Annotated in this window: 17 protein-coding genes; 2 read left to right on the top strand and 15 right to left on the bottom strand. The window is 33.3% G+C overall.

Features of this window, described 5'->3' with window-relative positions; genetic code table 11:
- Positions 1-11: 11 nt before the first annotated feature.
- Positions 12-470, bottom strand: coding sequence for a DUF1307 domain-containing protein (locus BMW29_RS01115; protein WP_092649392.1), 459 nt, complete (start codon positions 468-470; stop codon positions 12-14).
- A 207-nt stretch (positions 471-677) separates the two neighbouring features.
- On the opposite strand from BMW29_RS01115, the gene BMW29_RS01110 reads away from it, so the two are divergent.
- Positions 678-1,802 (top strand): aminotransferase, encoded by a 1,125-nt coding sequence (locus tag BMW29_RS01110; RefSeq protein ID WP_092649390.1) that lies wholly within the window; start codon positions 678-680, stop codon positions 1,800-1,802.
- 33 nt (positions 1,803-1,835) lie between these two features.
- Here BMW29_RS01110 and BMW29_RS01105 read toward each other — a convergent pair whose 3' ends face one another.
- From BMW29_RS01105 to BMW29_RS01095, 3 genes are all read right to left on the bottom strand, one after another.
- Positions 1,836-2,234, bottom strand: a complete 399-nt coding sequence (locus tag BMW29_RS01105; protein WP_092649388.1) for a putative periplasmic lipoprotein — start codon at positions 2,232-2,234, stop codon at positions 1,836-1,838.
- A 127-nt stretch (positions 2,235-2,361) separates the two neighbouring features.
- Entirely contained in the window at positions 2,362-3,711 is a 1,350-nt protein-coding gene (gene gorA, locus BMW29_RS01100) for a glutathione-disulfide reductase (RefSeq protein ID WP_092649386.1), read from the bottom strand.
- Between the two features lie 135 nt (positions 3,712-3,846).
- A complete protein-coding gene (locus BMW29_RS01095; RefSeq protein ID WP_092649384.1) occupies positions 3,847-4,278 on the bottom strand; it encodes a hypothetical protein in 432 nt (143 codons plus the stop codon).
- Positions 4,279-4,372: 94 nt separating this feature from the next.
- Between BMW29_RS01095 and BMW29_RS01090 the strand changes: the two genes are divergently transcribed.
- A complete protein-coding gene (locus tag BMW29_RS01090; RefSeq protein WP_092649382.1) occupies positions 4,373-4,837 on the top strand; it encodes a DUF6884 domain-containing protein in 465 nt (154 codons plus the stop codon).
- A gap of 28 nt (positions 4,838-4,865) precedes the next feature.
- On the opposite strand, the gene BMW29_RS01085 is transcribed toward BMW29_RS01090, so the two are convergent.
- The 11 genes from BMW29_RS01085 to BMW29_RS01035 form a co-directional block, all read right to left on the bottom strand.
- Positions 4,866-5,069, bottom strand: a complete 204-nt coding sequence (locus BMW29_RS01085; protein ID WP_092649380.1) for a hypothetical protein — start codon at positions 5,067-5,069, stop codon at positions 4,866-4,868.
- A 378-nt stretch (positions 5,070-5,447) separates the two neighbouring features.
- The gene (locus BMW29_RS01080) at positions 5,448-5,702 is read right to left on the bottom strand and encodes a DUF2695 domain-containing protein (protein ID WP_092649378.1); all 255 of its coding nucleotides are present in this window, start codon (positions 5,700-5,702) and stop codon (positions 5,448-5,450) included.
- 115 nt (positions 5,703-5,817) lie between these two features.
- The gene (locus tag BMW29_RS01075; protein ID WP_092649375.1) at positions 5,818-6,240 is read right to left on the bottom strand and encodes a DUF4304 domain-containing protein; all 423 of its coding nucleotides are present in this window, start codon (positions 6,238-6,240) and stop codon (positions 5,818-5,820) included.
- A 69-nt stretch (positions 6,241-6,309) separates the two neighbouring features.
- Positions 6,310-6,549 (bottom strand): hypothetical protein, encoded by a 240-nt coding sequence (locus BMW29_RS01070; RefSeq protein WP_092649373.1) that lies wholly within the window; start codon positions 6,547-6,549, stop codon positions 6,310-6,312.
- Between the two features lie 148 nt (positions 6,550-6,697).
- A complete protein-coding gene (locus tag BMW29_RS01065; RefSeq protein WP_092649371.1) occupies positions 6,698-6,958 on the bottom strand; it encodes a hypothetical protein in 261 nt (86 codons plus the stop codon).
- A gap of 28 nt (positions 6,959-6,986) precedes the next feature.
- Positions 6,987-7,511, bottom strand: a complete 525-nt coding sequence (locus BMW29_RS01060; RefSeq protein ID WP_092649369.1) for a hypothetical protein — start codon at positions 7,509-7,511, stop codon at positions 6,987-6,989.
- Between the two features lie 105 nt (positions 7,512-7,616).
- Positions 7,617-8,501: a hypothetical protein gene (locus tag BMW29_RS01055; RefSeq protein ID WP_092649367.1), complete on the bottom strand. Its 885-nt coding sequence runs from the start codon at positions 8,499-8,501 to the stop codon at positions 7,617-7,619.
- A gap of 401 nt (positions 8,502-8,902) precedes the next feature.
- Positions 8,903-9,097, bottom strand: coding sequence for a hypothetical protein (locus BMW29_RS01050; RefSeq protein ID WP_092649365.1), 195 nt, complete (start codon positions 9,095-9,097; stop codon positions 8,903-8,905).
- A 130-nt stretch (positions 9,098-9,227) separates the two neighbouring features.
- Entirely contained in the window at positions 9,228-10,394 is a 1,167-nt protein-coding gene (locus BMW29_RS01045; protein ID WP_092649363.1) for an amidohydrolase, read from the bottom strand.
- A 15-nt stretch (positions 10,395-10,409) separates the two neighbouring features.
- Positions 10,410-11,612, bottom strand: a complete 1,203-nt coding sequence (locus BMW29_RS01040) for an MFS transporter (RefSeq protein ID WP_092649691.1) — start codon at positions 11,610-11,612, stop codon at positions 10,410-10,412.
- A gap of 168 nt (positions 11,613-11,780) precedes the next feature.
- Complete coding sequence (locus tag BMW29_RS01035) at positions 11,781-12,206, bottom strand: hypothetical protein (protein ID WP_092649361.1); 426 nt, start codon at positions 12,204-12,206, stop codon at positions 11,781-11,783.
- Between the last annotated feature and the right edge of the window lie 17 nt (positions 12,207-12,223).

Here is a 12,223-nt window from a genome sequence, read left to right as displayed (position 1 = left end):
CTTTTCATTCTTTATTTCTTAGTCCAGCCATCTTCTTCTAAGTTCTCAGAAGTTGCTTTAAAGCTCACGCCATTTTTCTTAGCATTGTCTTCATACTCAGCGCCTAATTGTTCTTCAACTTTATCGAAATCTACTTTTTTCAAATCGATTGTGTAAGATAAGCTTACTTTATCATTTGAATAGGCAATTTCTCGCTCTACGCCTGTAATCTCTTCATACTCTTCAAAGACTTCATCAAATTGTTCTTTTGCTTCCTCTTTATCTGAGATGCCAAACATTTCATAAGGCATGCTTGTTTTAATGATTTGTTCATAAACTTTATCACCTTTAGCATGAAGTGTCATTTCCATTTCAATGCCAGATTCTTCTTTCTCATATGTAACACTTTGTTTTTTACCACAAGCTGTTAACACTAATGCAAGCACTGCAACTAAACCAATTTGTAACAACGTTTTACTTAATTTTTTCATTTTTAAATTCCTTCCTTTTTTTGAATATGAATTTATTATACCATCATATCTTCAGAATAAATAGTTTATTTCAAAAAACAGCTGTATTTTTTAGGCTAATAGCGGACTTAAAATGAGCATTTAATAACATTTTAGCGCTTCTTTTTATGTTATAATCAGTTGAAATCATAATGTAAGTCTATCATTAAAAAGAAACGAGGCGTTTTCATGGATATTGCAAATTTTGGGGTAGAAGAATGGCTGAATGTGTGGGAAAACGATGCCATTTATGACATTGCAGGGAGTTCAATTGCTTCTTTTACATTGGATGAAATTATTCGGATTGATGGAAAAACAACTCCTGAAGCTTTTTTTGCTGAGTTGCTTAAAACAAAAATGAATTATGGTTGGATTGAAGGCTCTCCTAGCTTTAAAGAAGAAGTCAGCAGGCTTTACCAAACGGTACCACCAGAAAATATTTTACAAACTAATGGGGCTACTGGTGCCAACTTTTTAGCCTTATATGCATTAATTGAACCAAATGATCATGTGATTGCCATGCATCCAAGTTATCAGCAGCTCTATGATATTCCAAAATCATTAGGTGCAGAAGTCAGCTTTTGGGAAATTGATGAAAACAACGATTGGTTGCCTCATCTAGCAGACTTAAAGGAACTGATTCGTCCAAATACAAAAATGATTTGCTTAAACAATGCGAATAATCCTACTGGAACCATTTTGGATGAAGCCATGTTAAAAGAAATTGTTACATTAGCTCAGGAAGTTGGCGCTTATATCTTAGTTGATGAAGTTTATGCACCATTAGAAGAAGGTATGGTTGTTCCCTCTATTGTTGATTTATATGATAAAGGAATTGCTACCAATAGCTTATCTAAAACTTATTCTGTGCCTGGCGTTCGTGTTGGTTGGACTGCTAGCAATCATCAAATTGCAGATATCTTCAGAAAATATCGTGATTATACCATGATTTGTGCAGGTGTTTTTGATGATTATTTAGCGGTGCATACCTTAAAAAATAAAGAGGCTGTTTTAGCACGTAACCGCAAAATTGTACAAGATAATTTGGCTATTTTAACAGCTTGGATTGCTGCTGAACCCCTCGTCTCATTAGTTTTACCTAAGCATGTTTCCACCTCCTTTATTAAACTAGATATCCCAATGGATGTGGAGGAATTCTGTATCAAGTTGTTAAAGGATACAGGTGTTTTACTTGTTCCAGGAACACGCTTTGATGTACCAGGTCATGCTAGATTAGGGTATTGTGCGCATACAGATACCTTAAAAAATGGTTTAGCTAAGCTATCTGAGTATTTACGCCAATTTGATGTTTAACAAAAAGAGAGCCATTTTGCTCTCTTTTTTTGGTTAAACCGGTTCTACTGGAACTTCTAGATAACCACCTAAATCAGTTGTTAGAAAAATTACTTTTCGATCTGATAGTAGTTCCTCATCATTGATGGCAACAATCACATCAAACCTGTAATTCTTCCCTTCCCATTCAAAGATACCACTAGTTGCATAGATATTTTTGTAAACTTTCCCTGTTTCAATTTCTTTTAAATCCTCTATTTTCTCTATCCCATAATCAGAGGCGTCAGCTGACCAGGTCACTTGTTCGATTTTTTCTGTTTTTTCCACTGCTTTTTGAACCTGCTCCATAATAATGCGATCTGTTTTGGCTTGTTTTTCCTTTTCTTCTTTTGAACCTGAACAGCCTGCTAAAATGAGTACCATCAATAAAAGCCCAGCCAATATTTTCTTCATTTGAGAATCCTCCTACTTTAATTAGAGGAAAAGTATACCATAGCTTAAGCTTCTCTAGTAAAAATAGGCTACTTTGTCATCAAAGTAGCCTATTTCGTTAGCTGTCTGTTATCTTGTTACAGCTTAGTTATCTCATTGTCACAAACTCTTCAGACCCAGTAGGATGAATGGCTACAGTATTGTCAAAATCCTGTTTTGTTGCGCCCATTTTAATCGCGACTGCAAAGCCTTGGATCATTTCATCCACACCATAACCGATACCATGTAAGCCAATTACTTTCTCTTCTTTTCCTAAGCAAACTAATTTCATTCGACATGGCTGTCTATGTGCGGTAACTGCCGTATACATTGCTGTGAAAGAAGATTGATAGACTTTGACTTCTTCAGCACCAAATTTTTGGATAGCATCTTCTTCTGTATAGCCGATTGTCCCAATTGGTGGATGGCTGAAAACAACCGTTGGAATATTGGTATAATCTAAATGCTCATTCGGTTTATTGTTAAATAAGCGCTCTGATAGTCTTCTACCAGCTGCAATGGCAACAGGTGTTAATTCAATTTTTCCAGTGACATCACCTACTGCATAAATGCGCTCGACATTGGTATTTTGATAATCATCTACAGCAATATGACCTGCTTCAGTTTGTGCTACACCTGCTGCTGCAAGGTTTAAGCCTTCTGTTAATGGTGTACGCCCAATCGCCCAAATCAAGGTATCAACTGTTTCAGATTGTCCATTTTCTAAATGTAAAGTCAGGGTACCATCTTGATTTTTCACAACTTCTTTAGGCACGCTAAAGGTGTGTAAGGTTGGTCCTTCTTCAGCCATGATTTCAACTAACGTTTCTCTCACTAAACGATCAAATGAACGTAAAGGCGCGTCTTTTCTGACAAATAGGTGCGTTTCACTGCCTAAGCCATGTAAGACACCTGCTAATTCAACTGCAATATAGCCAGCACCAACTACTGCTACCTTTTTAGGTAGCGCTGTTAAAGCAAAGAAACCATCTGAATCAATACCATATTCAGCACCTGGAATCTCTGGATAAGTTGCTTTGCCACCGGTTGCTATTAAAATATGATCTGCTGTTATTTGCTCACCATTGACTTCAACCGTATGTGTATCAATAAAACGAGCATAGCCTCTAATCACATCTACTTTATTATTGCTTAAGCCACGTTCATAAGACTGATGCACACGGTCAATATAAGCTTCTCTATTTTTGCGTAAAGTGTCAAAATGAAAGGCTTCTTGTGTTACCTCAAAACCATAGTCAGGAGCATATAACTTTAAGGCTTCTGCTATTTGTGCACCATGCCACATAATTTTTTTGGGAACACAGCCTACATTCACACAAGTACCACCTAATTCTTTTCCTTCTATTAAGGCGCATTTTGCCCCATAGCTTGCTGCTCGGTTAATAGAAGCAATGCCACCGCTTCCGCCACCAATTGCAATGTAATCATAATGTGTCATATTCTATTTGTCCTCCTCTTTACTTCTCTTATCTATTGTCCTAAAAATGAAGCCTTTTTTCAAGGATTCTTACTTATTTATTTGAGTTAAAAAAACATACCAAGATTTTTCATCTCAGTATGTTTTATCACTTAACTATTCCTCTGCTTTATCAAACTTTGCTTCTAGTTCCTCTTTTTTCTCATTCAGTTTCATCATTTCTTCAAGCTTTTCCTTGAATTTTTCACTAGCTTCCCCAGTTTTGATATATTCAATATTTTCTTTTTCAGTATCTTTTGCTAGCTCCATGATATCTTTTAAGACTTGATCATATTCTTGCTTTTCTTTTTCCAATGATTTAGGTTTCGCTAATTCCGTTAGCTGTTTATAGTAGGTTTCTTCAATCTTACGATTTCCAGAAAGCATTTTTTCAATATCCTCAGTTTCCCCTTCATACAACTTGAGTTTTTCATCTGACATTTCCAGTTCTATCTTTTGGCGTTCTTCATTATACTCTGAAATCGAAATAGTTTTGCCACAGCCTACTAACATCAACACAGTTACAATTAGTAATGTTACTTTTTTCATCCAAACACTCCTATTACTATGTATTTTTTTACTGTTTTAGTATAACATGAAATCAGCACCCTATCATGACATTATTTTAAAGGAGCTTGATATCATGATGATTATCCCTTCTGGAAAACCAAAAATTTGGGACAAACAACCTGATGCAGGTACTATGCCAGCAAACCAAGCTTATACAGGAACCTTTCATAAGCTTTGTCAGGAATATGCTACATTATTTGATACAGACTATCTGATTCTGTCCCCTTTTTATGGATTTCTTACACCCAATACATTGATTGGCACAACCTATGATGTTCGGTTTACGCAAAAAGGCACAACTGAACAGACGATTTCACTGACTGATTTAAAAAAACAGTGGACTGCTTTGGCTTTTGAAGAAAAAGAAATGGTGGTTTTAGGAGGCGAAAAATTTAAGCCTCTGCTTGAACAAATTGTTCCATCAACCATTCAACTAACTTTCCCACTACTTGGTCTTGGCGGCATTGGTTATATGCAACAAGCTTTAAAACAAGCGATTCATGAGAAAAAGCCATTACACACAAAAAGTTCTAACTAATGATGAAGCATTAGTTAGAACTTTTTCATTAACGTCTTCTGCAATTTTTACCGTAGCGGCGCTGATCTAGATACTGTTTTGCTAGGTAAACTAAGAATAGGAATAAGGCGATTGGTAATACGACTCTAAATAATAGGAAGAAGAAGATTCCTAAAATTGCTGAAATGACTGTTAGTGCAAGTGCTACTCCTAAAAAAGCTATAATATATGTGCCGATTGACTTTGTTCTCATGTTTATTACTCCTCTTTGTTCCGATTTTCTTGATGGACTAAGTATAGCAATAAAGCAGCATTTTCTCATCAGCCTAGGGACCTATCTTCTTTCATTCTTTTTGATGAATTTTTATAGCTCCATATAGCAGAATATATCAAGTATTTAAAATCATTAACTTGTATCCTAAAATAAGTTTAAAAAGAAGCAATCATAAAAATTCAAGCTTATTTGGCAGCCCACAACCCTTCCTTTTTGAGAAAAAAATTAATCAACCTTTATAAACTATGCTTTTAAGTATTTTATTGGTAAACCAATCCATTCTGCATCACTTTGATACGATTAAGTACAGATTATTAGCTTTTGTGTACGATTTTTCATATCGTCTCCTTTAATAGGTTAATAAAACTTTTCTTCTACATTCATTAAAATCTCACAATCACAATAGCCACCATTATCTCTCAACCAACTTAGAATTCTTTCTTCCTCAAGTTCATATTTCTGTAGATACTCTATCGTGAGTTTTTGGTTATGTGAGCATCCTTTTTCCAACTTTATATCTAGATAATCAAACAACCCTTCAAAATATTCTCGACTCATAGGAAGAGACTTTTCAAAGTCCAGCTTTTGTTGCTTTTTCCACTCCTGTAACATTTTTTTCTTTTCATCTTTTTCATTTTAAATCCTCCTTAGTTATCTTTTTCGCATCTCATGCATTCTTCTATCGTTCTTTTTTGAGAAAATTTTAATACATATCTATCTTTAGAGTTTATTTTTCAAGAAAATAGTCAATTACTGATTTATAAACTACTATTGGTAGCCTTTCTTGATAATCTAAACTACAAAGTATCTTCAAATACTCTAAATCAGAATGTAATTCTATCCAATTGTAACCTTCTGATAGTATGTCCTTTGTTGATTTCCTTACTTCATCTATTCGTTGTGAAAAATGCCAATGCGACGGACTCGTTATTAATTTTTTATCCACTCCTTTTATAATTATTCCAACATTAATATAGTAGGTCTCTCCATCGTAATAAGAACTTTGAATATTAAATCCTGCTATTACTTTAGTATCAAATTTTAGCCAAGTATTTTTATTCTTTTTAAAGCCTTTTTCTTTTAAAAATAAGGTAGCATCTTTTATCAACTCTTTTTTACTCACAACAAATGGTCTTTTAATAGCAATCACTCCTTAAATATTCTTTTTTGAGAATCTAGTTCCTGTTAGCCATCACATATTGAGTGAAATATTTTTTATCTAATGAACTAAATTGTTATAATATGAATCATTTTTTCTATGAATATATTCTAGAACTTCTGTATTAGAATATTGATCTATCCATAATTCAATAGCGTTGGAAAGATCGTGAAAAGTAGTATCTTGCAATTCTCCATAGAGATCTATCATTCCAAATAACGACGTTAGATTATCCTTATCAAAAGATAGTTCAAGTTCTTTCATCCTATTATTCATAAACTCGTATTGTTCGTTAATCATCGTAATCCCTCTTACTGTTCTTTTTTGAGAATCTAAAAATAATCTTGCTATAGAATTTGATTATTCCATTTACTATTACCACTGCTTCTCTGTTTGTAAGAATCAATTTTCCAAATTCCGAAATATCCTCTTTGAGAATTTAATAATATTATCTCTTTTTTTTTACATATTCTACTCTTCCATCTATAAGTTTATCTTCGTTTTCCTGGATTATATATTCACTTACAGGTAATTTTTCAAGGTTAAAATTCCCTTTATTATTAGTGCAAACTTTTAGGATAGTCTCTTTTTCGTGATAGTTTGGTACGCTAACTTCTATTCCACTTTTTTTCGCAAAATTTACATTCGTTATAATCATTAAGAATATCGTAATAAAAACACTAATCATACTGATTATTATTTTTTTCATTTCTTCCTCAACCTTCTTTTTTGAGAAACTATAGACACTTGAAATAAGCAGGGGAAACTCTGTGTCCCCATCCATGATAATCAGTTACTTTTGATTTCTGAAAAAACAATAAATTAGGAAGTTTATAACTATTCACTGTCATTATTTCTATAATCTTATCCAATTGTTTTAGCGTTAATTCCGATTGAAACGCTCCATACAGATTAGCTCTACCTATGTCTATTATAAGATCGAATAATTCAAAGATAATTATTACTTTATCAGATTTATGATTCTTTAAATGATACCTCTCAATAAAGTCATTTAAATTCGTTGGAAAACTAGATACTTGATCATCCCAAATGTCCAAGCTATCTGATGAAACAAACTCCCAGAAATAATCAATATTTTTGATTAACAAATGATTTTTTATATTTTCTTCATCTAATACCTTTTCCAAACAACTTATTGCAAATGCTATTCTCCCATTTATTGAGATACTTTCAAATTTCTGACTGTTCAAAATCATCAACTCCTTCAGTTTTTTTGTTACTAAGGTTTCTACCAATTTCACAATTTTTAATCCGATTGATTTACTTTAAAAAAATACTCCTATCGTTCCTTTTTGAGATTTTTTATGTATCTAAAAACACAGCTTTCAAATGATTCTCCAAGAACACTAGTACAAAACATTTTCACACAGTTGTTGAATCTCTTTTTTTAAATCACTTGTCTCTAGCCTAGAATCTGATAGCAAATCCAAACAAAATATTCTACTTATTACTGCAAGCTTTGTAACATTACTATTTTTCATCGCCATTATCTCTTTGAAACGTTCTTTATCATACTCAGATAGAGAATTTGTCTTTTTTTTATAAACTTTGACTTTTTTTGTTATATCATAGAAATAGTCTTGCCCCATTCTTTCACACCAAACTTCATTTATTCTCCCTTTAGATTTCATACATATATAATGTTCTTGTGATATCCGATGCACAATATTAGCTATTTCTTTATACACTTGCTTATTCTTATCATAAATACATAACATACTATCATCTCCATAATAGTCTACTAAACTTCTGTTTAAACACCATTGATAAGAATAATCTTTTGATTGTCCTTCTGGCATTAGTTTCAATTCTTTGAGCAAAAAATCTTTAGGATTATTTTTTATTTTTTCAATCACTTTTAAAAAATGCTTATCAACATCTAACATTATTGAATCTAAGAACTCATATCTAATTTTTAATTGGTTATCTAAAAGTTCAATAAAAGGAGCTCTATTTTGTGGTTCTATAAAGAAAAAACGATATGCAGAGCTTTTGTTTAGTATAATATCACAATGTATATGTAGCTTAACGCTACCCACTTTTTTATGAAAATCAATATAATTGTAATGACTCGAACTAAAAGTGATTTCGTAAACAAAATCATGATCTCTTTTTTTGATAACATTATTCTTTAACAATTTGTAACCATCTTTTTCAAAATAACGATAAATATATTCAATTGCTTCACGATAAATATCAGCACTCTTTTTATTCAGTTGTATCCACTCCATAAAATTAAATTTTTTAAACTCATTCTTCCATTTTACGACTTCTTGATAATACTCTGTATCAGATTCTGAAGTTTTTTATACTCCTCTTGTAAAAATGTCATGTTGTTTACTCTAAACGGTTCGTCATTCTCTTATATTATTGTTTAACCATGAAATTAGTCATTTTTTCTAAAATATCTAATTGTCTATTTAATTCTTGGAATCGTATGCTAACCCTTTCATATCCATATGTATAATTTACGTCATTCCTCCTACACTAATTATATCAAAAGGGGAGTTAATGATACATAGATATTGAGATAAGTTGTGAGAAAGAAAAGATACAATATAAAAGGGTAACAACAAAAAAGAAAACAGTAGCTGTAAGCTTATTTACTTAACAGACTACTGCTTTTTTCTTATTAGTATCTTCTAGGTCGATTTCCACCAATTAAGTAAACAATTCCCAAGATGACTAAAACTGGAACTGCTACTTTAAAGATGAGTGCAAAAGTTAAACCAATCGCTAAGCCAAAAAAACCTAATACAAATGGGATTAATACAAGAGCGCCAATAAACGCTAGGATGTAAACAGCTGGTGAAGTATTTCTATTCATAACACAACACTCCTTTTCTTGAATCTTTATTATATTTAAAGTATAGCAGATGATTTTTCCCCTGCCATCAGACCTTAGGATGATATTGAAAAACGTCTAATGATGTAGTAATCATTAGACGTTTACTTTTTTATTTATTGACTAATAAGTCTAAGATTAATTGAACTTCCATCATGGTACCAACTGGTAAGGCAGCTTCGTCAATCTTGAATTTTGGATGGTGATTCATAAAGCCATAACCATCTTTTGCTACTCCTGCACCTAAAATGAAGAAGGTTCCTTTAACAACATCTGTATATGCTGAGAAGTCTTCTCCACCCATCATTGCTGGTGCCGCAAAAATGCCTTTTTCTCCAACAACTTTTAGTGCGGCTTCACGAACTAGTTCGGTTGTTTCTGGATCATTCATCACAGCACTATAGCCCATTGTATAGTTTAATTCATAGGTTGCACCATACATTTTTGTAATGTGCTCAATGATTTCTTCAATACGTTTTCTAACATATAATCTTGTTTCTTTGCTGTTTGTACGAACAGTTCCTTGTAATTTAGCTGTATCAGGAATCACATTCGCTGAGTTACCACTTGTAAATTCACCAATGGAAATAACGGCACTATCTAATGCGGCAACATTTCTAGAAACAATATGGTTTAAATTAGTCACAATTTCTGAACCAATTAAAATGGGATCTACTGATAATTCTGGTGTTGAACCATGTGAACCACGTCCTTGAATTTTTAATTCAAAAACATCTGATGCTGCTGATGCCGCACCTGTCCGCATACCAATTGCACCACATGGAATGGTTGGGAAAATATGGATGCCAAAAACTTTATCCACATCATCTAACACGCCTGCTTCAACAATGGCTTTCGCACCACCTGGTGGTACTTCTTCTGCTGGTTGGAAAATGAATTTTACTGTTCCAGCAATATCTGCTTGCATCCCAGATAAAATTTTTGCTGCACCTAAAAGCATGGCTGTATGGGTATCATGTCCACAAGCGTGCATCACTCCTGGATTTTGAGATGGAAACTCAACATCTGCTTCTTCTACAATCGGTAAAGCATCAATATCTGCTCTTAAGGCAATCGTTTCACCATCTTTTGCACCTTTTAAAACTGCGATTACACTATTTTCTGTTGGTGTAGATAAGGTTAAATGCTCAAAGCCACTCAATACGTCATAAATGTATTTAGCTGTTTCTACTTCATGGAAAGACAATTCTGGATGTTGATGTAGATGTCTTCTCCATTTAATCATATCCGTTACTGGAATTAATTCTTTTAAGCTCATCTTCAAAACTCCCATCTATTTTTTAATTTTAATAAATAAAATAATGATACTGGTTAAGGCTCCTGCAATGAGGAAGAAGAAAAACGCCCCTAAAAATGCACCATTAAACAAGGTCAGTAATTTCCCAATGATAATAGGTGCTAACACGCCACCTAGAACCCCACCTGTACCGATTGTCGCATAGCTTGGTGTAAAGCGTTCGCCAGCAAATAATTTTAATGGCAAGCTCATCATTGTAATGAAGGTGATGATTAAGAAGAAGTTTGCTAAACCTAAAATGATGGTTAATAGGACAAAGCTTCCTACAAAATAAGCACTAAACATTAATAATGTACCAATTAAACAAAAAGTGAAGATAATCATTTTCTCTTTGCCTGCAAAATATTTTCCAATCACATAACTCCCGCCTATTGCACCCACCAAAGCGAATAATCCTGTAATTGAATTGATATAACCTGCTTGGACTAAATCCAAACCTTTTTCAACGATTAAGTAAGTAGGTAACCAACTTGTAAAACCATATAATAAAGAATTGATGGCTAATGCAGCGAATGTCAGTACCCAAACACGGTAATCAGACCAGACTTCTCTCATTGACATACTTTTCTTCGTTTCAACAGCTGCAGCTGGTTTATTTTTAGGAATCTTTATCGCAATAAAAACAGCAACGGCAATCGCTACAGCAGCTATGACTTGATAAGCAGTTCTCCAACCGACATTTTTAATCAATGGTGATACTAAAATTGGTCCTATAAAACCAGCAACGCCTGAGCTTGCTAATAGAATTCCTTGTGCAAAAGTTCGTTTTTCAACAGGATAATTTAATAATAGCTCTTTACTTGCAGATGAAGGATATCCTGAGTGTGCAATAGCTCCTGATAAGAAGCGAATCACGACAAAGTATAATAATGAACTGCCAAATCCAAAGAAAAACATAAAGAGTCCAATACAAGCAATCGACCCTATTAATATAATTCTTGAACCAATTTTATTGTTTAAAATACCTGCTGGGATTTGTAAGAACATATAACCTAAGAAAAAGGCACTCATAATCAACCCTTTATTTTCAGCTGATAAGCCATATTCTTGCGCCATTGGCACTAACGCTACGCCTATCGTTAATTTATCAATATAAATCATGACATAGCCTAGAAATAGAGCAAATAACATCCACCCATTGTTTTTAGATGTTGTACTTACTTTGTTTGTTTCTTCCATCCAGTTCACCCTATCTTTCCTCATTAAATTTTAATCTGTTTTAACAGTATAGCATAAACGACCTTTGAAAAAAAGATTCCATAGCCATGTTAGGTTAAGCGCTATTTTTTCTCTGATCATAAAAAAAGAGAAGCAAAAATACGTTTTAGTATTTTCCTTCTCTTCATTTTATTGCTCAAGATAGGTATCAATATACTCTTGATAATCAGGATAATCCTCTCTACTCATCACATGGACAGCATTTCCATAAAGTGGTTCATCTTTATCCGATGTTTTAATTAGAACAGCACCATCTGCTTCTTTACCAGTTGGAAAAGAGAGTGTATAGGCTTCCCCTTTAATTTTTAGCAACACATATCTGGTTTTATTCTCAAAGCCCTGCCCAGTTTGTTGGTAAGCTAACACTGATTTTTTCTCTTCAGTATCTCCTTGAATTGTATATGTATCTTTTGAAATCGTAATCTTGACCTCTTCATTATTGGGTAGGGCACCATACCATTCTCCTTGATAATTTATTTTGCCACCACAGCCTACCAATAAAACAAGAAAACCAATTAAATAAAGCGTTAACCCTAATTTTCGTTTTAACTGCATTTGCTTCGTTCCCTTCT

Origin of the sequence: Isobaculum melis (assembly GCF_900111355.1) — a bacterium.
Taxonomy (GTDB): domain Bacteria; phylum Bacillota; class Bacilli; order Lactobacillales; family Carnobacteriaceae; genus Isobaculum; species Isobaculum melis.
Note: the sequence above shows the minus strand (reverse complement) of the source record. Positions and strands in the feature narration are given on the sequence as shown.

What these genes read in the sequence shown, in the direction of transcription:
- BMW29_RS01115 (WP_092649392.1), bottom strand. Translation starts at nt 470, where the DNA reads ATGAAAAAATTAAGTAAAACGTTGTTACAAATTGGTTTAGTTGCAGTG.
- BMW29_RS01110 (WP_092649390.1), top strand. Translation starts at nt 678, where the DNA reads ATGGATATTGCAAATTTTGGGGTAGAAGAATGGCTGAATGTGTGGGAA.
- BMW29_RS01105 (WP_092649388.1), bottom strand. Translation starts at nt 2,234, where the DNA reads ATGAAGAAAATATTGGCTGGGCTTTTATTGATGGTACTCATTTTAGCA.
- gorA (WP_092649386.1), bottom strand. Translation starts at nt 3,711, where the DNA reads ATGACACATTATGATTACATTGCAATTGGTGGCGGAAGCGGTGGCATT.
- BMW29_RS01095 (WP_092649384.1), bottom strand. Translation starts at nt 4,278, where the DNA reads ATGAAAAAAGTAACATTACTAATTGTAACTGTGTTGATGTTAGTAGGC.
- BMW29_RS01090 (WP_092649382.1), top strand. Translation starts at nt 4,373, where the DNA reads ATGATGATTATCCCTTCTGGAAAACCAAAAATTTGGGACAAACAACCT.
- BMW29_RS01085 (WP_092649380.1), bottom strand. Translation starts at nt 5,069, where the DNA reads ATGAGAACAAAGTCAATCGGCACATATATTATAGCTTTTTTAGGAGTA.
- BMW29_RS01080 (WP_092649378.1), bottom strand. Translation starts at nt 5,702, where the DNA reads ATGTTACAGGAGTGGAAAAAGCAACAAAAGCTGGACTTTGAAAAGTCT.
- BMW29_RS01070 (WP_092649373.1), bottom strand. Translation starts at nt 6,549, where the DNA reads ATGATTAACGAACAATACGAGTTTATGAATAATAGGATGAAAGAACTT.
- BMW29_RS01065 (WP_092649371.1), bottom strand. Translation starts at nt 6,958, where the DNA reads ATGAAAAAAATAATAATCAGTATGATTAGTGTTTTTATTACGATATTC.
- BMW29_RS01055 (WP_092649367.1), bottom strand. Translation starts at nt 8,501, where the DNA reads ATGGAGTGGATACAACTGAATAAAAAGAGTGCTGATATTTATCGTGAA.
- BMW29_RS01050 (WP_092649365.1), bottom strand. Translation starts at nt 9,097, where the DNA reads ATGAATAGAAATACTTCACCAGCTGTTTACATCCTAGCGTTTATTGGC.
- BMW29_RS01045 (WP_092649363.1), bottom strand. Translation starts at nt 10,394, where the DNA reads ATGAGCTTAAAAGAATTAATTCCAGTAACGGATATGATTAAATGGAGA.
- BMW29_RS01040 (WP_092649691.1), bottom strand. Translation starts at nt 11,612, where the DNA reads ATGGAAGAAACAAACAAAGTAAGTACAACATCTAAAAACAATGGGTGG.
- BMW29_RS01035 (WP_092649361.1), bottom strand. Translation starts at nt 12,206, where the DNA reads ATGCAGTTAAAACGAAAATTAGGGTTAACGCTTTATTTAATTGGTTTT.